Source organism: Sphingomonas sp. PP-CE-1A-559, assembly GCF_004340965.1.
Classification (GTDB): domain Bacteria; phylum Pseudomonadota; class Alphaproteobacteria; order Sphingomonadales; family Sphingomonadaceae; genus Sphingomonas.
Map to the genome: position 1 here is coordinate 189,723 of NZ_SLYA01000001.1, position 22,979 is coordinate 212,701.

The following is a 22,979-nucleotide window of genomic DNA, read 5'->3' on the forward strand; positions in this document are numbered from 1 at the left end:
ACGGCCCCTCTCCCTTCCGTCGCAAGTGCTCCTCCCTCCCTCTCCCCGGAGGGGCGAGGGACGCAGAACCTCAGGCGTCGATGCTTGTGCCCAGCGAAGCGTGCACCAGGCCGCCATCCACCGTGATCGTCTCCCCGATCACATAATCCCCCGCGCGGCTGGCCAGGTAGATCGCCGCCCCAGCCATATCCTCGTCCACCCCGACCCGCTTCGCCGGGATCCCCTGCGCCACCGCATCGCCGTGATCGCGCGCCGCCTTGTTCATGTCGCTCGCAAACGCCCCCGGCGCGATCGACGTCACGTTGATTGAATCCGTCACCAGCCGCGCCGCCATCCGCTTCGTCAGGTAGATCAGCGCCGACTTCGACGCATGATAGCTGTACGTCTCCCAAGGGTTCAGCCGCTGTCCGTCGATCGAGGTGATGTTGATCACCTTCGCAGGCTTCTCGCGCGAGCCCGACGCCTTCAGCGCTGCATGCAGCGCCTGCGTCAGGAAGAACGGCGACTTGACGTTCAGGTCCATGACCTTGTCCCAGCCGACCTCGGAAAACTCCTCGAACGGCACGCCCCACGCCGCGCCCGCATTGTTCACCAGGATGTCGAGCTTCGTCTCGTGCTCGGCGAACTGCGCGGCCAGCGCCTTGCACCCCGCCACCGTCGAGACATCTTGTGGCAACGCGATGCAGTTCGGCCCGAGTTCCGCGGCCGCCGCCTCGCACACATCGGCCTTGCGTGACGAGATATACACCTTCGCCCCCTGCGCGATGAAGCCGGCGGCGATCATCTTGCCGATCCCGCGGCTGCCGCCGGTGATCAGCGCGACGCGGCCGTCGAGCCGGAACAGGTTGGTCGTATCCATCACGCATCCTCCGAATGTTTGCCCGCTTGGTATCGCCGAGCGCCGCCCGCCGCAAACCCGTCTTTCGAACGAGGCGTCATTGACGAGTGCGAAGCCCGTACTATGCTCGCCAAAAGAGCAGGAGAGAGCGTGTGAGGTTTTCAGGCAAGCGGGCCGTCGTGACCGGCGGTGCGTCGGGTATCGGCCGAGCGACCGCGCTTCGACTCGCCGACGAAGGCGCGACCGTCCTGATCGGCGACATCGACGAGACCGGCGGCCGCGCGATCGCCGACGCATCGGGCGGCCGCATCCTGTTCCAGCGCACCGACGTGCTGGAGGCCGGTGATATCGAGGCGCTGATGCAGACCGCCGACGATGCGGGCGGGCTTGATATCCTGTTCAACAACGCCGGCGCGGGCGGCTCGCGCGATCCGATCGGTGAGATTTCGCCCGAGGATTGGGACCGGACGCAGGCGCTGCTGCTGCGCTCGGTCGCGCTCGGCATCCGCTACGCAGCACCGCTGATGGCGAAGCGCGGCGGCGGCGCGATCGTCAACACCTCGTCGGTGTCCGCGCTCGGCACCGGCTACGCGCCGACCGCCTATTCCACCGCCAAGGCCGGCGTACTCCACCTCACCAAGCAAGCCGCCGCCGATCTCGCGCAGCACAAGATCCGCGTGAACGCGGTCGTGCCCGGCTTCATCGTCACCAACATCTTCACGCGCACGCTCGAACTCGACGCCGCCAAGACGTCGCAGGCCGATGCGATGATCGCGCATATCGCCGCCGACGCACAGCCGATCCGCCGCCCCGGCACCAGCGAGGACATCGCCGCCGCGGTCGCGTTTCTCGCCAGCGACGACGCGAGCTTCATCACCGGCACGCAAATCCTCGTGGATGGCGGCATGACGATCGGCACGCGGCCGAGTTGGGACCCTGCGCAACCCTCGCTGTTCGCCATGCTCGACAAATTGAAGTGACCGCCGCGTCATGAGTGCACCCGCCCGCCGCCTCTCCAACGGCACGATGGCGAGCTACGGCTTCGGCGCGGTCGCGTACGGGGTGAAGGACGCCGGGTTCGGCACGTTCCTGCTGCTGTTCTACAACCAGGTTGTCGGGCTCCCGTCCGCCACCGTCGGGCTCGTCATCATGCTGGCGCTGCTGATCGATGCGTTCGTCGATCCGGCGGTGGGCTTCTTCTCCGATCGCACGCGGACGAAATGGGGCCGGCGGCACCCGTGGATGTATGCATCCGCGCTACCGATCATGATCGGCTGGCTGCTGCTGTGGAATCCGCCTGCGATAATGTCGGAGCCGCAGACGCTCGTCTGGCTGTTCGTCATGGCGGTGATCGTGCGCAGCGCGGTGAGTTGCTACGAGGTCCCCTCGGTCGCGCTGACGCCCGAGCTCACGTCGGGGTATGACGAGCGCACGCGGATCATGGCGTATCGCTATCTGTTCGGCTGGGTCGGCGGGTTGCTGATGCTGTTGTCGGCGTACCAGTATTTCCTCGCGCCCACCGCGGCGTTCCCGAACGGCCTGCTCAATCGCGCCGGCTATGGCGGCTTCGCATTGGCGGGGGCGATCTTCATCGGCGTCGCGATCCTCGTTTCCGCGCTCGGCACGCATCACGAGATCAGGCACCTGCCAAACCCGCCGATCGCCAAGCAGACCTTGCGCGAGTCCTTCGCCGAACTGCGCCAGACCGTGAAGAACCGCGCGTTCGCGATCCTGATGGCGGCGGGGGTGTGCGCGTACACGATCCAGGGCATCAGCTATGCGATGTCGAACTACCTCTACACCTATGTCTGGGGCTTCAAGGGTCCGGTGTTCGTCTATTTGACGATCGCTCTGTTCTCGGGCGTGTTCCTCGCGTTCCTCGCTGCGCCCCGGCTTGGTAGGACGGGGAGCAAGCCCAAGGCGGCGATGGGCGCAGTGCTGCTGGGTGCGGCGCTCAACACGTCGCCCTATTGGCTGCGGATGCTTGGCGTGTTTCCGGAGGTCGGCGAGTCCGCGCTACTGCCGATGCTGTTCGGGTTCTTCATCCTCGGCACCGCGTCGAACGTCACCGGGTTCATTCTCGGCGCGTCGATGATGGCCGACGTGGTCGAGGATTCGGAGGCGAAGACAGGTAGGCGGTCGGAAGGCGTGTTCTTCGCAGGCTCGTTCTTCGTCCAGAAATGCACGAGCGGGATCGGGATTTTCTTCGCGGGGATGATCCTCGCGGTGGCGGGGTTCCCGGCTAAGGCGACGCCCGGGACCGTGCCGGTGGAGACGATCGATCGGCTGACGTTGATCTACGCCGGTCTTTATATCGTGCTGGCGTGCGTCTCGGCGTTCTTCTTCTCCCGCTTTCCGTTCGGGCGGGTGGAGCACGAGGCGCGGTTGGCGCGACTGGCCGGCGCGCCCATCGTCGACGCAGCCCCACGAGAACCCTAATCTTCCCCCCTCCCTGAAAGGGAGGGGCCGGGGGTGGGTCGGCCGCTTGTCGATCGCTCCGTCGGCCAACAGGCCGACCCACCCCCAACCCCTCCCTTTCAGGGAGGGGAGCAGGACGATGACCGCCGCTCTTCCAGCGAGAGTGGCAGGGCGGTAGGACCGACGCTTGGCCTTCCCCCTTGGAACGGCGACATCGGAGTTCCCATGCGCGTCCCCGCTATAGCCACCGCCCTCGGTCTCGTCCTCGCATCCCCCGCCGTCGCGCAGACGATCGCCCCCATCTTCACCACCCCCGACGCGCACGACCCGCACAGCTACGCCCGCCCCGCCGAGGCGCGCGTCACGCACGTCGCGCTCGATCTCGCCGCCGACTTCGACACCCACGTGATCCGCGGCATCGCCACGCTCGACATCCTCGCGGCCCCCGGCGCGAAGCAGGTCGTGCTCGACGACAACGGCCTCAAGATCGTCAACATCACCGACGCCGCCGGCAAGCCGCTCCCCTACTCGGTCGGCACAGTCGACAAGATCCACGGCGCGCCACTGACCGTCACGCTCAACGGCGCCAAGAAGATCCGCATCGCCTACGCCTCGTCTCCCGACGCGAAGGCGCTGCAATGGCTCACCCCCGCGCAGACCGCCGGCAAGAAACAGCCCTTCCTGTTCAGCCAGGGCGAGGCGATCCTCAACCGCAGCTGGATCCCGACGCAGGACTCCCCCGGCATCCGCCAGACCTGGGAGGCCAAGATCGCCGTTCCCAAGCAACTCACCGCGGTGATGAGCGGGCTCGCGACCGGCAAGCCCACCTGTGTCGCGGATCGCTGCACCTTCGAATACAAGATGGACAAGCCCGTCGCGCCGTACCTGATCGCGCTCGCCGTCGGCGACATCGCGTTCAAGTCGACCGGCCCGCGCACCGGGATCTGGGCCGAACCCGCGACGCTCCCCAAGGCCGCGTACGAGTTCGGCGAGCTCGAGAAGTTCGTCGCCGCCGCCGAGGGGCTGTACGGCCCGTATCGCTGGGGCCGCTACGACGTGCTGGTCCTGCCGCCGTCGTTCCCGTTCGGCGGCATGGAGAACCCGACGCTCACCTTCGCGACGCCGACCGCGATCGCCGGTGACCGCAGCCTCGTCTCGCTGATCGCGCACGAACTCGCGCACAGCTGGTCGGGCAACCTCGTCACCAACGCGACCTGGGACGATTTCTGGCTCAACGAAGGCTTTACCAGCTATTTCGAGAACCGGATCATGGAAGCGCTCTACGGCAAGCGCCGCGCCGACATGGAGGCCGACCTCGCCTGGACCGACATGCTTGCCGCGGTGAAGGACGCCGGCGGCCCCGCCGCGAAGGACACGCAACTCCACCTAGACCTCGACGCCGCGCGCGATCCCGACGACGGCATGACGCAGATCGCCTACGACAAGGGCGCGGCCTTCCTCCGCACGATCGAGAAGCAGGTCGGCCGCGCACGGTGGGACGCGTATCTCCGCAGCTATTTCGACCGCCACGCCTTCCAGCCGCAGACTAGCGCGGGCTTCCTGACCGACCTCAAGTCGAAGCTGCTGACTCCCGCCGAAGCCAGGACGATCGGCGTCGACACCTGGGTCTACAGCCCCGGTATCCCGGCGAACGCGGTGCATGTCACATCCGCGGCGTTCCCCGCGGTCGATGCGGCGGCGAAGGCGTATGCCGCGGGTGGTCCCGTCTCGGGCGTGCCCGGCAAGGCTACAACGCAGGAGATCACGCGGTTCATCACGCAGCTCCCGCGGAAACTCCCGGCCGAGCGGTTGAAGACGCTCGATACCGCGTTCGGTTGGAACACGACGGGCAACGCCGAGATCCGCTTCGCCTGGCTGCAACTCGCGCTTGCCAATCACTATGCGCCCGCCGACGCCTCGGTCGAGCAATTCTTGACCTCGCAGGGCCGGCGGAAGTTCGTCGCGCCGCTGTTCCAGCAGCTGATGGATGCGGGCGACTGGGGTCACAAGCTCGCGATGGACATCTACGGCAAGGCGCGACCGGGCTATCATGCGGTCACGCAGGTCACCGTGGACCGCATAACCGGTTGGAAACTCATGAACTGAGCCAGTCTGGCTGGCCATTCGGGGCGTTGGTCGGCGCGGTAACACGCTTCGTCGGATATGGTTCCCGCACGGGTTCCAATTAAATCGAACCTCCCGTAGCCAGACTGCGACAAACGGGTTTTGGCCGGGGGGTCTCGATGAATTTCAAGGCGTTAGCAGCGCGTTTTGCGCTGGTGGTATCGTGCGGCCTGATGACGGCCACCCCTGCTGCGGCTCAGTTCTGGCAGTGCGTGACGTTCGCCCGCTCGGTTTCGGGGATCGAAATCCGCGGCAACGCGAACACCTGGTGGAGCCAGGCCGAGGGTCGTTACGAGCGTGGCCACACCCCGAAGGCCGGCTCGGTCCTCGCCTTCTCGCCGACCTCGCGGATGCGCGTCGGCCATGTCGCGATGGTCTCGAAGGTCGTCAGCGACCGCGAAGTCCTCCTTACGCATGCCAACTGGTCGCGCCCCGGTGCGATCGAGACCAACGTCCGCGCGATCGACGTCTCGCCCGCCGGTGACTGGAGCATGGTCAAGGTCTGGTACGGCCCGCAGGGCGACCTCGGTACCTCGGCCTATCCGACCAAGGGTTTCATCTATTCGGGCCACGCGCCTGCTGGCGATACGCTCGATGCCCAGCCTTCGTACCAGATGGCGAGTGCGAGCCACACCGTTTCTGCAACGCAGCGCGCCAATGCTGCGCAGCTTGCGACGATCCAGCACGGCCCGACCGATCCGCGCGGGATCTTTACGCTGGTAAACGAGGCGAACTGAGGTTTTTCCGTGCGGTGAAGTGCGGGGCTCGGTCCGGCATCCACGGCACTTGTTTTCTACGTCGTTAGTCTAGCGTTTAGCTACTGACCGCCCCCTGACAGTTAGGCGCCTCCACCTTTCCCCAAAGGCCACCTCCCCGGCGAAGGCCGGGGCCCAGTTGGAAAGGTCGCGGTAACAGACCGCCACCTTCGTTAGCCACGTCCCCCAACTGGACCCCGGCGTTCGCCGGGGTGGTGTCTTCTGAGGGCGATCACTGCTCTGCCACCTTCTTGTTCTCCCGCGAAGGCGGGAGCCTAGTCTGGACCCCCGCCTTCGCGGGGGAACACTCTATTTGCTCAGCAGTGTTACGCGCCGCATACGTTCAATGAGCGCCCTCAAGCCGCCTTGAACGTCAGCGCGTCGCCATTCATGCAATAGCGTTTCCCCGTCGGCTTCGGACCATCGTCGAACACGTGCCCGAGATGCCCGCCGCACCGCCGACAATGCACCTCGGTCCGCCCCATCCCCATTGTCGAATCCACCCGCGTCCGGACCGCATTCGGCAGTGGCTGCCAGAAGCTCGGCCAGCCTGTGCCGCTCTCGAACTTGGTCTTCGACGAGAAGTTCGGCAACGCACACCCGCCGCACGAGAAGATCCCCGCGCGATGCTCGCCGTTGAGCGGACTGGAATAGGGCACTTCCGTCGCTTCCTTGCGCAGCGTGTTGTACGCGTCGGGCGACAGCTTCTTGCGCCACTGCGCGTCGGTCAGCGTCACCTCGAACCGCTCGGCAGCCTGCGCGGGTTGCGACGTGCATCCCCAGAGCGCGAAGCCGGCGACGCCTGCTCCGGCAAGCGTGAGGAAAGCGCGGCGGTCCTGGGTCATGTTCGTCTCCATGGTTCGGATATAGGTACGGTCGAACCACCCGATAAGGTTACGCCAAGCCTCAGTATTTGCTGATTTCCACTGGTAGCGTGCGATAGCCGTGGACGAAGCACGCGGCGACCCGCGTCGGTTCGGCCAGCACGTTGATGCGCATGCGGCGGGTCGCCATTTCCTCCAGCAGGATCGCGATCTGCATTTCGGCGAGACGCGCACCGACGCAGCGGTGGATGCCGTGGCCGAACGCCAGATGCCGCCGCGCGTTCGGGCGATCCACCACGATCGCGTCCGCATCGTCGCCGAACACGCTCTCGTCGCGGTTCGCCGAGATGTACCAGAGCGCGAGCTTGTCGCCCGCCTTGATCCGCTGGCCCATCAATTCCGCATCGGCGGTCGCGGTGCGGCGCATGTGTGCGAGTGGCGTCTGCCAGCGCAGAATCTCGCTCACCGCGTTGGGGATCAGCGTCGGGTCCGCTTCCAGCTTTGTGCGCGACTCGGGGAACTTGTCGAGGCCGTAGGCGAGCGCGGACATCGAATTGCGCGTCGTGTCGTTGCCGCCGACGATCAGCAGGATGAGGTTCCCGATGAACTCGTTGTGATCCATGTGGCTCATCGCGTCCGAGTGGATCATCATCGAGATCAGGTCGGGCGTCGGCTCCTTGTCGATCTTCGCGTCCCACAAGCCTTTGAAATACGATCCACATTCGAACATGTACGCGAGCCGCTGGCCGCGTAGCTCCTCGTTCTTGACGATCTCGATATCGCCTGCCCAGTCCGACCATAGGGTCAGCTTCCGTCGGTCCGCCCAAGGGAAGTCGAACAGGATCGCGAGCATCTGCGTGGTGAGTTCGATCGCGACGGTATCGACCCAGTCGAACGGCGTGTTCCACGGCAGGCTGTCGAGCATGTCTGCGGTACGCCTGCGGATATCGCCCGACATTCGCGTCATCTCGCTGGGGGTGAAGGCGGGTGCGACGGTGCGGCGCTGGCCGGTATGCACGGGGCGATCGCGCGCGATGAACATCGGCATGCGGACGTCGCGCTCGGCGACGAAATCGGCGATCGTGATCCCGCCCGCTTCGGAGGAGTAGAGGTCGGGGAGCGATTCGACCTCGACGATGCCCTTGTAGGTGGAGACCGACCAATAGGGGCCGTAGTCGGACTGCTCGACATAGTGGACGGGGGCCTCGGCGCGGAGTTGCGCGAACGGCGCCTGCCAGAGGTCGTCGCGGTAGAGTTCGGCGCGGCTCACGTCGAGTGGATCGACCGTCTGTTGCGCCACGTCTCTTACCAGAGTCGCCATCGTTTCTCTCCCGTGTTTTGCCGCAGGAGAGGCTTTGCTGACACTTATGTCAATAGGCTCCGTTCTCCTGCGAACGCAGGAGTCCAGGACCGCGAGGGATGGCGTTCGTTACCCTGGGCTCCTGCGTTCGCAGGAGAACAATTAAGCGACTGCCTTGGCTTTGCGCCGCCAGAACGGCCTAGCACTTCCCGATTGCAGCACGCCGCGGCGGAACAGACGCGCCCCCACCGTTATAAAGATCGTCACCCACAGGGCCTGCCACCCGAGTGCGGCGACGTGTGGCCACAGTTCGGGCGAGTTTGCCGCGCGGCCGGCCATTGCGAATGGCGAGGAGAGGGGGAACAGTTCGGCGGCGGTGGCGAGCCAGCTTCCGGGGTGGGAGACCGCCGCGGAGGACAGTCCGAACATCGCGACCTGCAGGATCGTAATCGGCAGCGACAGCATCTGGATTTCGCGCATCGTCGTGGCCTGCGCGCCGACGCCGAGGAACACCGACCCGAGCAGCAGATACGCCATGCTGAAATACGCCGCGAACAGCAGCGCGAACATCGGCGCGCCCACCGCAGGTGTCAGGTCGCCCAGCGCGACCGCGGCGGCGGCGGGCATCAGCGACGTGATCTGCGTGACGACGGTGCCCCAGAACGCGACGAACAGCACCGCGACGCCGAACATCCCGATCAGCTTGCCGAAGAACACCGACTCGAGCGGCACCGCGGCGGCGAGCACCTCGATCACCTTGTTGTTGCGCTCCTCGGCCATCGTTCCGACGACCTGGCCCGACAGGAACAGCGTCAGGAAGAAGATCCCGAACACCGCGAAGAACGCCGACTGGTGCTGGCCACCGACCGAGGTGGTCGAGCGCGTGACCTGCGTCTTGGTCGCGGCGATCGTCGGCAGCGTGCCGCCGAGTTTCTGCGCGGCCAGCGTCGTCTGTGCGAGCAGCCCGAGATAATCCGCCGAGCGACGCCCGCGCGGCCCGTACAGGATCTGCGGCGCATTCAGCGGCCCGTACAGCACCGCGGACGCGTCGACATCCTTCGTCTCGAACGCCGCGCGCGCCTGCGCCGCGGGGTCGGCTTTGGGCGCGACGATCGACAGTTCGGGCGGGGCTTCCTCGTCGCGGAACATGCCGCGCAGGCGCTCGTCGGCGTCGTCGATCGGCCGCGCGGTGGCGGCGGAGACGATCGCGATGATCCGCGTCTTGTCCTGTGCGCCGCCGCTGACGCTCGCCGCGCCCAGTCCACCGATCGCGCCGAACGATCCCATGATGACCGGCGCGAACAGGAACAGCAGGAATATCGGGGTGAACACCGTGGCGATGAAGTCGCGGCGCGCGATCGTGAACGTCTGGCGGAGAGTCCGGCGAAAACGGCTCATGCCGCATTCTCCTTCGCGACGTCCGCATGCTGACCGACGATCCGGACGAACGCCTCGTGCAAGCCGGGCCGCTCGATCGACAGTCCCGAAATCCCGTATCCCGCGTCGATCAGTCTCACGAGCAAGCTCTCGATTCCTTCGTTCGGCAGCTCGAACCGCCAGCTATCCCCGTCCGCCACCGCATCCGCTGGCAACACACCGCGAACCGCCGGATCAGGCCGATGCGGCGTATAATGCACCCGTTGCGGCAATATCCCCCGCGCATCGGCCACGGTACCTTCGAAGCGCCGCTTGCCGCCGGCGATGATCGCCAGCCGGTCGCACAGCCGCTCGGCATGGCTCATGATATGCGTCGAGAACAGGATCGTCGCGCCGCGGTCGCGTTCGTTGAGGATCAGCTTCTCCAGCCGCTCCTGGTTGACCGGATCGAGCCCCGAAAACGGCTCGTCGAGCACCAGCAGGTCGGGCTGGTGCACGACCGAGCCGAGCAACTGCACCAGCTGTGCCATGCCCTTCGACAGCTTCCGGATCTTCTCGTCGACCGCATGGCCAAGTCCTGCCGCCTCCATCAGCACCACCGCCCGCTCGCGCCCGGTCTTCCAGTCGAGCCCGCGCAACGCTCCCAGGAACGCGATCGCCTCGCGCGCCTTCATCGCTGGATACAGCCCGCGCTCCTCGGGGAGATAGCCGACCCGGTCGCTCGCATCGCGCGGATTGTCGTAGCCGAGCAGCGTGCGGCTACCCTCGTCGGGCTCGATGATCCCGAGCAGCATGCGCAGCGTCGTCGTCTTGCCCGCGCCGTTCGGCCCGAGCACGCCGTACACCGAGCCGCGTGGCACCATCATGTCCACCCCGTCGACCACGCGCCGATCGCCGAACCGCTTCACGATCCCGTTCGCGGTGACCGCCCATTCATCGTTCACGCGCAATCTTCCTCCCGAGGGTGGCGTCGTGGTAGCGGGCGGACGTGGCGCAAGACAAGCTGGAACACAGGCTCAAGGCCAAAGCGGCGGAACTGGGCTTCGTCGCGTGCGGGATCGCGCATGCAGGCGCGGCGCCGCGCGCGGGCGAACGGCTCCACCAGTGGCTCGCCGACGGGCGCCACGGCGACATGATCTGGATGGAGGAGCGCAAGCACCACCGCGAAAGCCCCGCCGGCCTCTGGCCCGAAGTGCGCAGCGTCATCGCGCTCGGCATGAGCTATGCGCCAAAGGACGGTCCGTTGCGGCTCGCGGAGGAGGGCGGGGTGGGCCGGATCTCGGTCTATGCGCAGGGGCCGGATTATCACGACGTCGTGAAGCGGCAGTTGAAGGCGCTCGGGCGGTGGCTGGCGGCGGAAGCGGGGCGCGACTTGCCGCCGTTCGATTTGAAAGTCTTCGTCGACACTGCGCCGGTGATGGAAAAGCCGCTCGCCGAAGCCGCCGGGCTCGGCTGGCAGGGCAAGCACACCAATCTCGTCAGTCGCGAGCATGGCAGCTGGCTGTTCCTCGGCGCGATCTACACGACGCTCGATCTTGAACCCGACAAGGGCGGCGTCGACACCTGCGGCAGTTGCGACGCGTGCCAGACCGCATGCCCGACCGCGGCGTTCCCGCGGCCGTACCAGCTCGATGCGCGTCGCTGCATCTCCTACCTGACGATCGAGCATGCCGGCCCGATCCCGCACGAATTCCGCGCCGCGATCGGCAACCGCATCTATGGCTGCGACGATTGCCTGGCCGTCTGCCCCTGGAACAAGTTCGCTGCCGCGGCCAACGCGAACCTGGCGTTTCATCCTCGTGCGGAGTTGGTTGCGCCGGAACTTGCCGACATCCTGGCGCTGGACGATGCGAGCTTCCGCACGGTGTTCGCGGGCTCGCCGATCAAGCGCATCGGTCGTGCCAAGATGATCCGCAATGCCTTGATGGCGGCGGGGAACAGTAGCGATCCTGGCCTCGTCGAGGCCGTCGTCGAACTGTTGAGCGACGACTCGCCGGTCGTTCGGGGTGCGGCGATATGGGCATTGCGGAGACTGGATAGCGTGCGCTGGGGCAGCGAGCGCGGGCGTCGGTTGGCGGACGAGGGCGATCAGGGCGTGCTGGGTGAATGGGGGGCGGCCGCGGTCGATCGTGTCGCGCCTCTAGTCGAGCCACCCGCTGGCGAGTAACCAAACGGGTTAATTACCTTGACATCGTCACGCTCGTCTGGCACATAACGGGAACATCGAAAACTAGCGAGTCGGGCCGGGCGGTCTGGCTCTGGAAGCCGGGACGATCGGGGCGGGAGCCTTAATCGTCGCCGGCTTTCTGCGTTTGGCGGTGCGGTGCAGGCAAGCGGGGGCGCGGCATGGGGATCAAGAGCAAGGCGGCCGGGAACGCGAAGGTCGGCAGGATGGTCATCACGGGTGGGAAGAACCGGGTTCTTGTGGCCCGGAAACCCCGGGCGAAGGAATGGACACTCGAGCGGCAAGCCACGTTTCTCGAGGAATTGGCGATGACCGGCAACGTGACCACGTCTGTCGTCGTGGTGGGGATGTCGCTTGGCGGAGCCTATCACCGCCGCTCGCACGATCCTGCGTTTGCCGCAGCGTGGCAGGCGGCGTTGTCGCGCGGATATGACCGGTTGGAGGAACTGCTGTTGGCGACGTCGCTCGCCTCTCTGAATCGCGATGACGGGCGTCTTGGCGGGCAGGGCGACGACGACCCGAGCGATGGGGGTGTGGAGGCGCCCCGCAACGAGACGGTGGCGGTCGGCGACGCTGGTGCCGTCGGGGAGGCTGATGCCGTCGAAGACGCGGGTGCCGTCGAAGAAGGCGGCGGTGAAAAGCTCCGGGGCGGGGCTGCGGTGCCCGGTGCGGGGCTGATCAAGCTGTCGAGCGTGACGGCGATCCAGTTCGCGCTGGCGATGCTGAACCAGCATCGCGCGCGCGAGGCACGGGGGCGCCAGTCCAGCCAGACCTGTCGGGCGACATCGGTGGAGACCGATGCCGCATTGCTGAAGCTGCTGGACTCGCTGGCGCGGCGCCAGGCGCTCGCCTCTTGACGCGCTCGGGAAGCGGCGAAGGCGATCCGGGGGCGATCGGCCCGGCGCCGGTAGCCACGGTCGAACGCGACCTGGTGGCGGAGCTGGCCGACCTGCCGGTGGTGCACCGTGCCGGGATCATGCGGAAGCTGTCGGTCGGTCAACGCAACGAGTTGCGCGATCGGTGGCGGCATTGGGCGCATGACGGGCAATATCCACCCGAGGGCGACTGGCGGATCTGGCTGATCCGGGCGGGGCGCGGATTCGGCAAGACTCGGGCGGGCGCGGAGTGGGTGAGCCAGATCGCGCGCGACGATCCGACCGCGCGGATCGCGCTGGTCGGGGCGACGATTGACGATGTGCGGCGCGTGATGGTGCAGGGCGAGAGCGGCTTGATCGCGGTGGCGCACGACAACGAGGCGCTGACGTGGCGCAGTGCGGTCGGCGAAGTGCATTTCGGCAATGGTGCGAAGGCCTATGCGTATTCGGCGGAGGCGCCGGAAGCGTTGCGTGGGCCCGAGCATGGCTGGGCGTGGTGCGACGAACTGGCGAAGTGGCGCTACGGCGATGCGACCTGGGACAATCTGATGATGGGCTTGCGGTTGGCTATTACCGTCAATGCGGCTGGTGGGAGTGTGCCTGGGGTGTTGGCGCAGTCGAGCCGGCAGGTGGCGAGAGCGGTGAAGGCGGCTTTGGCGGTGGAGTAATGGCTTACCCTCTCCCCTTGGGGGAGAGGGAAGGAGGAGCGCTTGCGACGGGAGGGTGAGGGGTGGTTGGGATTGGTGTCCTTAGCCTCACTCCCCTCTCCCTCCCACGCGCAAGGGCGCGCGGGCCCCTCCCTCTCCCCGTAGGGGCGAGGGATAGTGAGGAGGATCTTATGGCGCATTGGCTTTGCTCGGGGCGGACTGTGCAGGTCGAGGGGCTTGTTTCTCGGTTCGATCCTCGGTTCTGGACGGTGGATTTTCCGCGGCCGATGATGGCGTCGGTGGTGACTGTCGGTCCTGACGCGCTGCGGGTGGATGCGGTGTTTTATAAGGCTGACGATCTGGCGGGGGTGATCTGGGAGGCGGTGGATCGCTTCGATCATCCTTTGCTCAAGTACGAGACTTCGCGGGATTTTCGGGACTGTCGGTTGCGGTTTCGGTGGCGGTCTTCGGGGGTGATGGCGTTGGATGCCATCAATGGCCCGACCTTGACGATCGAGGGGCGGGATGCGGCGGGGCGCGCTCGGTCCTGGTATGTGCGGTTGTGGAATTATGCGGTCGGGACGCCGGAGGATGCGGTCGTTTCGCTGGATTTCGCGGCGATGGTTGGCGGGTATGAACTGCCCGAGGACGCGGATCCGGTGTGGGCGGGGGATATCGACCGGATGTTCGTGTCGGTGGTGCCGCCGGAGTATAGCGAGGTCGATGCGCCGCTGGCCGCGCCGCGCGAGGGGTGGGTCGAGTGGACCGATCTCGTCTGCGAGGGGCCGGGGTCGGTGTTGGCGATCGGCGATGCCGTCGTGCCGGAGCACGGGGTTCGGATCGCGGGGGGGTATGACGACAGCTATAATTTGACGCCGGCGCGGCTGCTGCGGAATGCGCTGCATCTCGGGTACCGGGAGAGCATCACGCATTATGTCGGGATGAGCCATTATTTCCGGCTCGAGGGGGCAGGCGGCGGGCTCTACGTGTCGGCGGTTGGGGGCGTTTTGAACGTTGCCTGTGCGGCTTGGCATCGGGACTTTGCAGCGCGGGCGAAGGCGCTGGGGTTCGATGTGATCTGGTCGCTGAGTTACGAGCTGTTCGACGCGCATTGCTGGAATGACTGGAAGCAGCGGGCGGCGGATGGCGCGCCGGCGTTGACGGGGTGGGAGCCGCCTTCGACGTTGCTGTCGCCGGCGCATGGCGGGGCGATGGGGTATCTCCAGGCGGTCGCGCGCGCTTTTATGGGGATTGCGGTGGCGGCGGGGTTGGCGCCGAAGTTCCAGGTGGGCGAGCCCTGGTGGTGGGTGATGCCGGACGGGCGGCCGTGCTTCTACGATGCGAGTGCGGTGGCGGCGTTTGCGCCGGTCGAGATGGCGAGCATTCGTAGGTCGAAGACGCCTGCGCAGATCGCGACGCTGGATGCGGCGGGGGTTTGCCTGGCGGCGTCTACTGCGGCGCTGGTGGCGGCTGTGAAAGGGGCCGCGCTTTCGTTGGGAGCGGGGGGATGCGTGTCGCATCTGCTGACGTATTTGCCGACCGTGCTGGAGGCGAAGGCGCCGGAGGCCAAGCGGGCGAACATGCCTTTGGGGTGGGCTAGTCCGGGGCGAGAGGCCGAGGTGGCGCCTGGGTTTTCTACCGCGATTTTGACGAGTGCGGGGGGGCGGGAGGCTCGGAACGCGGCGTGGGCGGAGGCTCGGACGTCGTATGATGTCGGGCCGGGGTTGCGAAGCGAGGCGGACATCGCGGTGCTGCTTGCGTTCTTTCGGGCGCGGATGGGGGCGGCGCGGGGGTTTCGGTTGCGGGATCCTTTCGATTTCGATGCTGTCGGGGAGGTCTTGGGGGTTGGCGATGGGGTCTTGCGGCGGTTTGCCTTGGTGAAGTCGTATGGGGCGATGGAGCGGCGGATTACTCGGCCTGTTGCTGGCAGTGTTTCGGTGGCTGCGGGGGGCGTTGGGACTTTGGCGTTTTCCGTCGAGGCTGGGGGGTGGGTGGTGCTGGATGCGGCGCCTGCTCTCGGGGTGACGGTGACGGCGGGGTTTGCGTTCGATGTGCCGGTTCGGTTTGCGGAGGATCGGTTGAGTGTGGCGCGGGCTACGTTTCTGGCTGGGGTGGCGGCGAGTGTGCCGCTGGTCGAGGTTCGGGAGGCGTGATTTTTCCCTCTCCCCTGTGGGGAGAGGGAGGGAGGAGCCGCTTGGCGACGGAAGGGTGAGGGGTGGTTGGGATTTGTGTCCCTAGCCTCACTCCCCTCTCCCTCCCACGCGCAAGGGCGCGCGGGCCCCTCCCTCTCCCCGGAGGGGCGAGGGTATGCTTTCAGAGGAGACGCTCATGTTTCTGGTTTCTGAGCTGGCAACGATCGCGCTTTGCTGGCGGATCGAGCGGCGGGATGGGGTGGCGGTGGGCTTGACCGCGCATGATCAGGATCTGGTCGTGGATGGGCTGGTGCACCGGGCTGCGCCGGGAATGACGCCGTCTGCGATCCAGCGGAGTGAGGGGCTGGAGGCGGATACGATGGATGTGGCGGGGGCTTTGACGTCTGCTGCTATCGGCGAGCGGGATTTGTTGGCGGGGCGCTGGGATGGGGCTCGGGTGGTGCTGTTTGCGGTGGACTGGACCGATCCGGCTTCTCGGGTCGAGCTGGGCGAGGGGATTATCGGCGCTGTCGAACTAGGAGACGGCGGGTTCACGGCCGAGTTGCGGGGGGCGAGTGCTGCGCTGGATCGGGCGGTGGTGGAGGAGACTTCGCCGGAGTGTCGGGCGGAGTTGGGGGATCGGCGGTGCCGGGTGGCGATGGCGGGGCGGCGGCGGTTTGCTCGGGTGGTTGCGTGTGAGGAGGCGGTGGTGACGCTGGACTCCAGCGCGGAGGGGCTTGGGGGTGGGCTGTTGCGGTGGTTCGGGGGCGCGAATTGTGGGTTGGAGGGTGCTGTCGCTCGGGGTGTCGGGGTGGCGGTTACATTGCGGGCGGTGCCTTCGTTCGTCGTGGAGGCGGGGGTGTTGGTCGAGGTCGTCGAGGGGTGTGACAAGAGTCTGGCCACGTGTGCGGGGCGGTTCGGGAATGCGGTGAACTTTCGGGGGGAGCCGTATCTGCCGGGAATCGATCTGCTCACCCGGTATCCTGGGGCTTGAGCCGGATCGCGGCGGCTGCCGTTGCGGCGGTGGGGACGCGGTTTCGGTTGCATGGGCGGGGGGCGGATGGGCTCGATTGCGTCGGGCTGGTCGCGCTGGCGCTTCGGGCTGGGGGGTATCTCGGCGAAGTCCCGAGCGGGTATGCGCTGCGGGGTGGCGATTGGGGGTTGCTTGATAGGGTACTGGTGCGGGTTGCCGAGGCCGAGGCGGGCGACGTGCTGCTGATGGCGGCGGGGCCGGGGCAGATTCATCTGGGGATCAGGACGGTGGGCGGGTTCGTGCATGCGGACGCGGGGTTGCGGCGCGTGGTGGAGCGACCGGGGACGCCGCCTTGGCCGATCCTTGGGGTTTGGCGGATGGGGGGATGACATGGCGACCTTGGTATTGACCGCCGTGGGGAGCGCGGTGGGCGGGCCGATCGGGGGCGCGATCGGCGCCTTGATCGGGCAGTCGGTGGATCATGCGCTGTTCGGGCCGAAGCGGCGGGAGGGGCCGCGGCTGGTCGAACTCGCGGTGCAGACGTCGTCTTATGGGGCGCAGATCCCGAAGCTGTTCGGGACGATGCGCGTGGCGGGGACGGTGATCTGGGCGACCGACCTGATCGAGAGTCGGGCTTCGTCTCGCGCGGGCAAGGGGCAGCCGAGTACGTCCACCTACTCCTATGCGGCGTCTTTTGCGGTGCTGTTGTCGGCTCGGGCTATCCGCGGCGTGGGGCGGATCTGGGCTGAGGGGAAGCTGCTGCGGGGAGCGGCGGGGGACTTCAAAACGGCGACCGGGTTTCGGTTGCACCTTGGGGGTGAGGATCAGGCTGTGGATCCGTTGATCGCGTCCGCGGAGGGGGTGGCGACGCCGGCGTATCGGGGGGCGGCTTATGCCGTGTTCGAGATGTTGCAGCTGGCGGATTTCGGGAATCGGATTCCTTCACTGACGTTCGAGGTGATTGCGGACGAGGGTTCGGTGTTGGTGTCGACGATCGCGAAGGCGCTGGCGGGGGAGGTTTCGGGGACGACTGCGCTAGCGGTGGGCGGGTTTGCGGCGTCTGGCGGGAGCGTTCGGGCGGTGCTGGAGATGTTGGGGCAGGCTGGGGGCGCGTGGTTTGCTCCTGTCGGTTGCGGGTTGGTAATGCGGGATGCGGCGGGGGCGACCGTCGTCGTGGCTGATGAAGGGTTTGCGGTTGGCGGCAAGGGCGTGCGGCGGGCTCGGGCTCTGGCGGCGATCGAGACCGTGCCGCGGACGGTGACGGTCGGGTATTATGATGCGGCGCGGGATTACCAGGCGGGTTTGCAGCGAGCGCGGCGGCCCGGGGCTGGCGTGCGCGACTTGTCGGTAGAGGTGCCGGCGGTGCTGGAGGCGGGGGCGGCGAAGACGGTGGCGGAGGCTATGCTCGCGCGGGCCGAGGCTGGGCGGGTTCGGCGGACCGTGGCGGCGGGGTTCGGGGCGATGGGACTCGCGCCGGGGGCTTGCGTGACGATTGCGGGAGAGGGCGGCGGCGTCTGGCGGGTGGCGGACGTGAGTATCGAGGGGATGGTGACCACGCTGGGGCTGGTGCCGCTGGTGACGGCGTCGCTGCCTGCGACTGCGACTAGCGGGCGGGTGTCGGGGGCGGTGGATGCGGTCGTGGGGGCGACGATCCTGCGGGCGATCGAGGTGCCGGGGCTGGAGGAGGCTCCGTTGTCGGCGCCGCGGATGACGGTGGTTGCGGCGGGCTCGGGTGCGGCGTGGCGGCAGGCGGCCTTGCTCTACTCCGTCAATGATGGGGTGAGCTGGGTAGCGGCCGGGGCGACGGCGGCGCCGGCGGTGATCGGGACGATTGTGGTGGCGGCTCCAAGCGCGCCGGCGACGCTGGTCGATCTGCGGGGAGCGTTCGAGGTCGTTCTTGCGCACGCGGAGATGGAGCTGGGCGAAGCCGATGCGGCGGCGCTCGATCGGGGGGTGAACCTGGCACTGCTGGGCGACGAGCTGGTGCAGTTCGGGCGGGCGGAGCCGCTGGGCGGCGCGCGGTGGCGGTTGAGCCAGTTGCTGCGTGGGCGGCGCGGAACCGAGGCTGCGACTGGCGTGCAGAAGGTTGGGGAGCGGTTCGTGTTGCTCGAGACGGGGGCGGCTCGGGCGTTTGACTTGCCAGTGTCGGTGCTGGGGCGTGAGGTTCGTGTGATCGCGTCCGGAGTCGGCGATGATGCGGCGGTCGAGACGCGGTGCGTGATGCGCGGGGCTTCGGTGGTGCCGCCCTCGCCGGTGCATCTGCGATTTGCGAGTGAGGCCGACGGCAGTGCGACGGTGCGCTGGACGCGGCGGAGCAGGGCGGGATGGCGCTGGATCGACGGGGTCGATGTTCCGCTGGCCGAGGAGGTCGAGGCGTACCGGGTGACCGTAACGGCGGGCGGAACCTCGCGCGATGTCGATGTGGCGGAACCCTTTGTCTCGATCACGGCGGCGGAACGTGTCGGTTCAGTGAGCATCGCAGTCCGGCAGCGCGGCGTGTTCGGGGAGTCGCTCGCTGCCAACCTAATCGTACCGGAACTGATCGTACCGGCGTGATTCACCAACGGGGGAACGAATTATGAGCGACGACCGCACAGCGCGTCTGGCATTGCCATTGTTGCAGCCTGGCCAGGCGCAAAAGGAAGCGACGCATAACGAGGCGCTGACATTATTGGATCTCGCGGTGCAGGCGAGCGTGACGGCAGTGGGAACCAACGTGCCGCCCGCCGCGCCGGCCGCGGGCAGCGCGTGGATCGTCGGGACCGCGCCCACCGGTGGCTGGGCGGGGCAGGCGCGAGCGATCGCCGGGTGGACGGCAAGCGGGTGGCGTTTCCTGGTGCCGCGCGAGGGCATGACGGTGTGGAGCATTGCCGATGGACAGTCGGCGCGGTTCGATGCGGGCGCGTGGACGCTGGGGGTGCTGGCCGGTGGCCGAGTCTCAATCGGTGGAGTCGATGTGGTCGGCGCACGGCGCGCGGCTGTTCCGGATCCGGTCGGAGGAACCGTGGTGGATGCCCAGGCGAGAGCGACGATTGGTGCCATATTGGCAGCATTGCGGGGGCACGGATTGATTTCCGTCTAGAACACCCTGAAAACTGTGTCGTTCCAGCAACACTTCTAACTTTTGTCAGCTTGCGTGGAAACAAGCCCGAGGATAGGGAGTTTGCGATGTCCGTGTGACACTCATGAAAGGGGATTTATATGCGGAAGCTTGCCGTCGTTCTGGCACTCGCCTCCACCGCACTTGCCACTCCCGCCCTCGCCCGCGACAAGTCGTGGTACGTTGGCGTCGAAGGCGGTGCGATGATCGTTGAAGATATCGATTATGATATCGGCAACCTGAATAAGGCCGGTTCGGTCGATCATGACTATGGTTATGACGTCGACGCGGTCATGGGTTACGACTTTGGTGGTTTCCGTCTGGAAACCGAAGTCGGCTACCGTAAGGCAACCGTGGATGGCTACTCGTCGTCGACGACCACGCCTGTGTTCGGTGCAACCGGCGTTCGCGGCAACGCCGGCGCAAACAGCTACGACTACGCTGGTGGTTCGTCGTCGGCTCTCAGCTTCATGCTGAACGGCCTTCTGGACTTCGGTCCGGACGATGGCATCCAGGGCTTCGTCGGCGGCGGTGTTGGTGTTGCTCGCGTCAAGGCGCAGTACGCTCTCAACAACAACGGCGACTTCCTGAACGATTCGGACACCGTGTTCGCGTATCAGGGCCTGGCCGGTATCCGCGCACCGCTGACCGACCACATCGACGCGACGCTGAAGTATCGTTTCTTCAACGCCGAGAACGTCAAGCTGGTCGACGTTTCGAACCGCGTGTTCGACGGTCGCTATCGTTCGCACAGCATCCTTGGTGGTGTGACGTACAACTTCGGCGAGCCTGCTGCTCCGCCGCCGCCGCCGCCGCCGCCGCCGCCTGAGCCAGTCGCTCCTCCTCCGCCGCCTGCGCCGGTCGAAGTCGTCTGCTCGCCTGGTCCGTTCATCGTGTTCTTCGAATGGGACAAGTCGGACATCACGCCTGAGGCAGCGTCGATCCTCGACAACGCCGTCACGCAGTACCAGTCGTGCGGTAACGCACAGGTCATGCTGGCAGGTCACGCCGATAAGTCGGGTTCGGCATCGTACAACGTCGGTCTGTCGCAGCGCCGCGCAGATGGCGTGAAGGCATACCTGTCTTCGCATGCCATCCCGGACAGCGTCATCTCGACGGAAGCATTCGGCGAGAGCCGTCCGCGCGTCGAGACCGCCGATGGCGTTCGCGAAGTGCAGAACCGTCGCGTGGAAGTCACCTACGGTCCGGGTTCGGGCCAGTAAGACTTTCGCCAACCGGCTCTCGGGTCGGTTACGGAATGAAGATCGGGGAGGTCGGCGCAAGCCGGCCTCCCTTTTCTTTTGTGCTTCGCGCGGGGGTGGCCGGTCGCGAGGGCGGCGGCTTCGGCCGGCGTTGATTTGGTTCACGCGGAGACGCGGAGACGCGGAGAGTAAGGGCGGAGATGGATCGTGCGGGGGCTAAGATCGTCCGCGAAAGCGGCTTTCGATGATCGGCTTCGCCAAGGCGCGGCGATGACACAAAGCGCTGCCTAAACCTGCTTCTACTCTCCGCGGCTCCGCGCCTCCACGCGAACAAAATCGACGCTCCGATCTTTCGCTACGGCGGCATTTGACGAAACGTCGATGTGTTCACGCGAAGGCGCAAAGAGGGTTCGCGTGTAGCGGCGTTGATCGCTCTCTCGCGTAATCTTCAGTGCTGCCGCGGGTGCGGGAGGCGGAGCGCTTGGCTGGGGCCGACATCTTTGCGCCTTCGCGCCTTCGCGTGAACACATCTATCGACGCTTCACCGTGGCGGCTCGCGACTATAGTGAGAGCGGACTTAGCGAGGAGATGCAGATGAAACCGCTGATTGGACGCGACACGCGGCTGTGCATGTCGTTGTCGGCGCGGCCGGGGAATTTCGGGTCGCGGTTTCATAACCGGCTCTATGAGCTGGTCGGGCTTGATTTCGTCTACAAGTCGTTCTCGACCACCGACCTCGATGCTGCAGTCGGCGGGATCAGGGCGCTCGATATTCGCGGGTGTGCGATCTCGATGCCGTTCAAGGAGGCGGTGATCCCGCTGCTTGACGGGTTGGCGCAGTCGGCGAGCGCGATCGACAGCGTGAATACGATCGTCAACGATGACGGCGTGCTCACCGGCCACAACACCGATTATGGCGCGGTCGTCGATCTGGTTGTGGATCTCGATCGGGCTATGCCGTTCGTGGTGCGGGGATCCGGCGGGATGGCCAAGGCAGTCGCGGCTGCGCTCGGCGACAGCGGTTTCCGGGGTGGCACCATCGTCGCGCGGAACGAAGCGGCCGGACGCGCGATCGCGGATCGTTACGGGTTCAGCTGGGCGGCCGAACCGATTGGCGAGGCGGCGTTGCTCGTCAATGCCACGCCGCGCGGGATGACCGGGCCGGATGCCGACGTACTGGCCTTTCCACCGGCGATGATCGCGGCCTGCACCGTAGCGTTCGATGTTGTGCAATATCCGGTCGTGACGCCGTTTCTGAAAGCTGCGGGCGAGGCGGGCAAGCGTTGCATCACCGGGGCGGAGGTGGCCACGCTCCAGGCGTTGCAGCAGTTCGTGCTGTATACGGGCGTGACGCCGTCACCGGCTCAGGTAACGGACGCTGCGGACTGGGCTCGCGCGCATCCGTGAGCGAGTCAGTCGATGGGCGTTTCCGCTAGCGCCGTGGCCAGCCAGAGCGGAACGATGGCGTCGCCAAGTGCCTCGACGCGGCGATGCTCTACCATCAGACCGAGTTCGGGATAGGTCACGCGTGTCCGTCCGCTCGGTTCGGTGAACGGCGCGACGATCAGCCGGCGGTTGACCTTCGAGCGGTGGTGCATCCGCGCGGTGTTCTCTTGGCCGACGTAACATCCCTTGGTGAAGCTGACGCCGTTCAACTCACGCGCGTTGCATTCGAGCCATAACGTCTCGCCCGCGCCGAGTTCGCCGACGCCCTCGGTCACGCCAAGCGACAGGCGGTGGGCATGCCAGCCGATTGCCGGCTCGGCCGGTGGTTCGAGCCAGCGGCGACCAAGGTCCGCAAGCCTGGGATCGGGAACGCCGCGTTCGCCTTCTGGTGCCCAATGGACTGCAAGCTCGTCGGGAACGAGTGTGATCACGCGGCGCAGGCGGTAGAGCGAGAGGCGCTTCGTCAACGCGTCGGCTTGCGCAGCCTCGACGTCGATCAGTACGTCGGCGCCGTCGGCCCACAGAATGAAGTCGAACAGCACCTTGCCTTGTGGCGACAGCAATGCCGCCCAGGCGGGTGCGTCGGGCGTGAGCAGCGCCGTGTCGGCCGTGACCAGCCCCTGCAGGAAGCCGCGTACGTCTTCGCCGGCGACGCGGATCACGCTGCGGTCGGCGAGCATCGTTCCGGGAAGATCAGTGTCCATCCGTACCACCTAGTGCGTGCGGGGCGAATTCCAACCAAGGTATGATCCCGACCGAAGGCCGCATCCGCCCATGCGACGA

General features: G+C 66.6%; 20 protein-coding genes. 14 read left to right on the top strand and 6 right to left on the bottom strand.

Annotated elements, in window-relative coordinates:
• Window positions 1-70: 70 nt before the first annotated feature.
• A complete protein-coding gene (locus C8J42_RS00810) occupies window positions 71-859 on the bottom strand; it encodes an SDR family NAD(P)-dependent oxidoreductase (protein ID WP_133018569.1) in 789 nt (262 codons plus the stop codon).
• A gap of 131 nt (window positions 860-990) precedes the next feature.
• Here C8J42_RS00810 and C8J42_RS00815 point away from each other — a divergent pair, with 131 nt between their 5' ends.
• From C8J42_RS00815 to C8J42_RS00830, 4 genes are all read left to right on the top strand, one after another.
• A complete protein-coding gene (locus C8J42_RS00815) occupies window positions 991-1,818 on the top strand; it encodes an SDR family NAD(P)-dependent oxidoreductase (RefSeq protein ID WP_133018570.1) in 828 nt (275 codons plus the stop codon).
• 10 nt (window positions 1,819-1,828) lie between these two features.
• The gene (locus tag C8J42_RS00820; RefSeq protein WP_243643974.1) at window positions 1,829-3,277 is read left to right on the top strand and encodes an MFS transporter; all 1,449 of its coding nucleotides are present in this window, start codon (window positions 1,829-1,831) and stop codon (window positions 3,275-3,277) included.
• A 204-nt stretch (window positions 3,278-3,481) separates the two neighbouring features.
• Window positions 3,482-5,362, top strand: a complete 1,881-nt coding sequence (locus tag C8J42_RS00825) for a M1 family metallopeptidase (RefSeq protein ID WP_133018571.1) — start codon at window positions 3,482-3,484, stop codon at window positions 5,360-5,362.
• A 137-nt stretch (window positions 5,363-5,499) separates the two neighbouring features.
• A complete protein-coding gene (locus C8J42_RS00830; RefSeq protein WP_133018572.1) occupies window positions 5,500-6,117 on the top strand; it encodes a CHAP domain-containing protein in 618 nt (205 codons plus the stop codon).
• Between the two features lie 374 nt (window positions 6,118-6,491).
• On the opposite strand, the gene msrB is transcribed toward C8J42_RS00830, so the two are convergent.
• The 4 genes from msrB to C8J42_RS00850 form a co-directional block, all read right to left on the bottom strand.
• On the bottom strand, window positions 6,492-6,980 hold the full coding sequence (gene msrB, locus C8J42_RS00835; RefSeq protein ID WP_207897041.1) for a peptide-methionine (R)-S-oxide reductase MsrB: 489 nt from the start codon (window positions 6,978-6,980) through the stop codon (window positions 6,492-6,494).
• Between the two features lie 61 nt (window positions 6,981-7,041).
• Window positions 7,042-8,280, bottom strand: a complete 1,239-nt coding sequence (locus tag C8J42_RS00840; RefSeq protein ID WP_133018574.1) for a cytochrome P450 — start codon at window positions 8,278-8,280, stop codon at window positions 7,042-7,044.
• A 141-nt stretch (window positions 8,281-8,421) separates the two neighbouring features.
• Entirely contained in the window at window positions 8,422-9,657 is a 1,236-nt protein-coding gene (locus tag C8J42_RS00845; protein ID WP_133018575.1) for an ABC transporter permease, read from the bottom strand.
• Window positions 9,654-10,580 carry an ATP-binding cassette domain-containing protein gene (locus C8J42_RS00850; RefSeq protein ID WP_133018576.1) on the bottom strand — a complete coding sequence of 309 codons (927 nt, stop codon included), beginning with the start codon at window positions 10,578-10,580 and terminating at the stop codon, window positions 9,654-9,656. The genes C8J42_RS00845 and C8J42_RS00850 overlap by 4 nt, the downstream gene beginning before the upstream one ends.
• A 44-nt stretch (window positions 10,581-10,624) precedes the next feature.
• Here C8J42_RS00850 and queG point away from each other — a divergent pair, with 44 nt between their 5' ends.
• The 10 genes from queG (at window position 10,625) to C8J42_RS00900 (ending at window position 22,157) form a co-directional block, all read left to right on the top strand.
• Window positions 10,625-11,803 (top strand): tRNA epoxyqueuosine(34) reductase QueG, encoded by a 1,179-nt coding sequence (gene queG / locus C8J42_RS00855; protein ID WP_133018577.1) that lies wholly within the window; start codon window positions 10,625-10,627, stop codon window positions 11,801-11,803.
• Between the two features lie 179 nt (window positions 11,804-11,982).
• Entirely contained in the window at window positions 11,983-12,678 is a 696-nt protein-coding gene (locus C8J42_RS00860; RefSeq protein ID WP_133018578.1) for a hypothetical protein, read from the top strand.
• The gene (locus C8J42_RS00865) at window positions 12,675-13,364 is read left to right on the top strand and encodes a terminase family protein (protein WP_347812394.1); all 690 of its coding nucleotides are present in this window, start codon (window positions 12,675-12,677) and stop codon (window positions 13,362-13,364) included. Before C8J42_RS00860 ends, C8J42_RS00865 begins: the two co-directional genes overlap by 4 nt.
• A 170-nt stretch (window positions 13,365-13,534) precedes the next feature.
• Window positions 13,535-15,496 (top strand): DUF2460 domain-containing protein, encoded by a 1,962-nt coding sequence (locus C8J42_RS00870; protein WP_133018579.1) that lies wholly within the window; start codon window positions 13,535-13,537, stop codon window positions 15,494-15,496.
• A 175-nt stretch (window positions 15,497-15,671) separates the two neighbouring features.
• Complete coding sequence (locus C8J42_RS00875) at window positions 15,672-16,469, top strand: DUF2163 domain-containing protein (RefSeq protein WP_243643975.1); 798 nt, start codon at window positions 15,672-15,674, stop codon at window positions 16,467-16,469.
• Entirely contained in the window at window positions 16,466-16,837 is a 372-nt protein-coding gene (locus C8J42_RS00880; protein ID WP_133018581.1) for a peptidoglycan endopeptidase, read from the top strand. The genes C8J42_RS00875 and C8J42_RS00880 overlap by 4 nt, the downstream gene beginning before the upstream one ends.
• 1 nt (window position 16,838) lies before the next feature.
• On the top strand, window positions 16,839-19,004 hold the full coding sequence (locus tag C8J42_RS00885) for a phage tail protein (protein WP_133018582.1): 2,166 nt from the start codon (window positions 16,839-16,841) through the stop codon (window positions 19,002-19,004).
• A 22-nt stretch (window positions 19,005-19,026) separates the two neighbouring features.
• A complete protein-coding gene (locus C8J42_RS00890; protein WP_133018583.1) occupies window positions 19,027-19,530 on the top strand; it encodes a DUF2793 domain-containing protein in 504 nt (167 codons plus the stop codon).
• 119 nt (window positions 19,531-19,649) lie between these two features.
• Window positions 19,650-20,771, top strand: a complete 1,122-nt coding sequence (locus C8J42_RS00895) for an OmpA family protein (protein ID WP_056060954.1) — start codon at window positions 19,650-19,652, stop codon at window positions 20,769-20,771.
• A 567-nt stretch (window positions 20,772-21,338) separates the two neighbouring features.
• Complete coding sequence (locus tag C8J42_RS00900) at window positions 21,339-22,157, top strand: shikimate 5-dehydrogenase (RefSeq protein WP_133019171.1); 819 nt, start codon at window positions 21,339-21,341, stop codon at window positions 22,155-22,157.
• Between the two features lie 5 nt (window positions 22,158-22,162).
• Here C8J42_RS00900 and C8J42_RS00905 read toward each other — a convergent pair whose 3' ends face one another.
• Entirely contained in the window at window positions 22,163-22,900 is a 738-nt protein-coding gene (locus tag C8J42_RS00905) for a folate-binding protein (protein ID WP_243643977.1), read from the bottom strand.
• Window positions 22,901-22,979 lie beyond the last annotated feature (79 nt).

Bases quoted from the DNA above. Each gene is read 5' to 3' on its own strand.
- C8J42_RS00900 (WP_133019171.1), top strand. From the start codon at position 21,339: ATGCAGATGAAACCGCTGATTGGACGCGACACGCGGCTGTGCATGTCG.
- C8J42_RS00875 (WP_243643975.1), top strand. From the start codon at position 15,672: ATGTTTCTGGTTTCTGAGCTGGCAACGATCGCGCTTTGCTGGCGGATC.
- C8J42_RS00905 (WP_243643977.1), bottom strand. From the start codon at position 22,900: ATGGACACTGATCTTCCCGGAACGATGCTCGCCGACCGCAGCGTGATC.
- C8J42_RS00895 (WP_056060954.1), top strand. From the start codon at position 19,650: ATGCGGAAGCTTGCCGTCGTTCTGGCACTCGCCTCCACCGCACTTGCC.
- C8J42_RS00825 (WP_133018571.1), top strand. From the start codon at position 3,482: ATGCGCGTCCCCGCTATAGCCACCGCCCTCGGTCTCGTCCTCGCATCC.
- C8J42_RS00810 (WP_133018569.1), bottom strand. From the start codon at position 859: ATGGATACGACCAACCTGTTCCGGCTCGACGGCCGCGTCGCGCTGATC.
- C8J42_RS00830 (WP_133018572.1), top strand. From the start codon at position 5,500: ATGAATTTCAAGGCGTTAGCAGCGCGTTTTGCGCTGGTGGTATCGTGC.
- C8J42_RS00845 (WP_133018575.1), bottom strand. From the start codon at position 9,657: ATGAGCCGTTTTCGCCGGACTCTCCGCCAGACGTTCACGATCGCGCGC.
- C8J42_RS00820 (WP_243643974.1), top strand. From the start codon at position 1,829: ATGAGTGCACCCGCCCGCCGCCTCTCCAACGGCACGATGGCGAGCTAC.
- msrB (WP_207897041.1), bottom strand. From the start codon at position 6,980: ATGACCCAGGACCGCCGCGCTTTCCTCACGCTTGCCGGAGCAGGCGTC.
- C8J42_RS00870 (WP_133018579.1), top strand. From the start codon at position 13,535: ATGGCGCATTGGCTTTGCTCGGGGCGGACTGTGCAGGTCGAGGGGCTT.
- C8J42_RS00840 (WP_133018574.1), bottom strand. From the start codon at position 8,280: ATGGCGACTCTGGTAAGAGACGTGGCGCAACAGACGGTCGATCCACTC.
- C8J42_RS00890 (WP_133018583.1), top strand. From the start codon at position 19,027: ATGAGCGACGACCGCACAGCGCGTCTGGCATTGCCATTGTTGCAGCCT.
- C8J42_RS00885 (WP_133018582.1), top strand. From the start codon at position 16,839: ATGGCGACCTTGGTATTGACCGCCGTGGGGAGCGCGGTGGGCGGGCCG.
- C8J42_RS00860 (WP_133018578.1), top strand. From the start codon at position 11,983: ATGGGGATCAAGAGCAAGGCGGCCGGGAACGCGAAGGTCGGCAGGATG.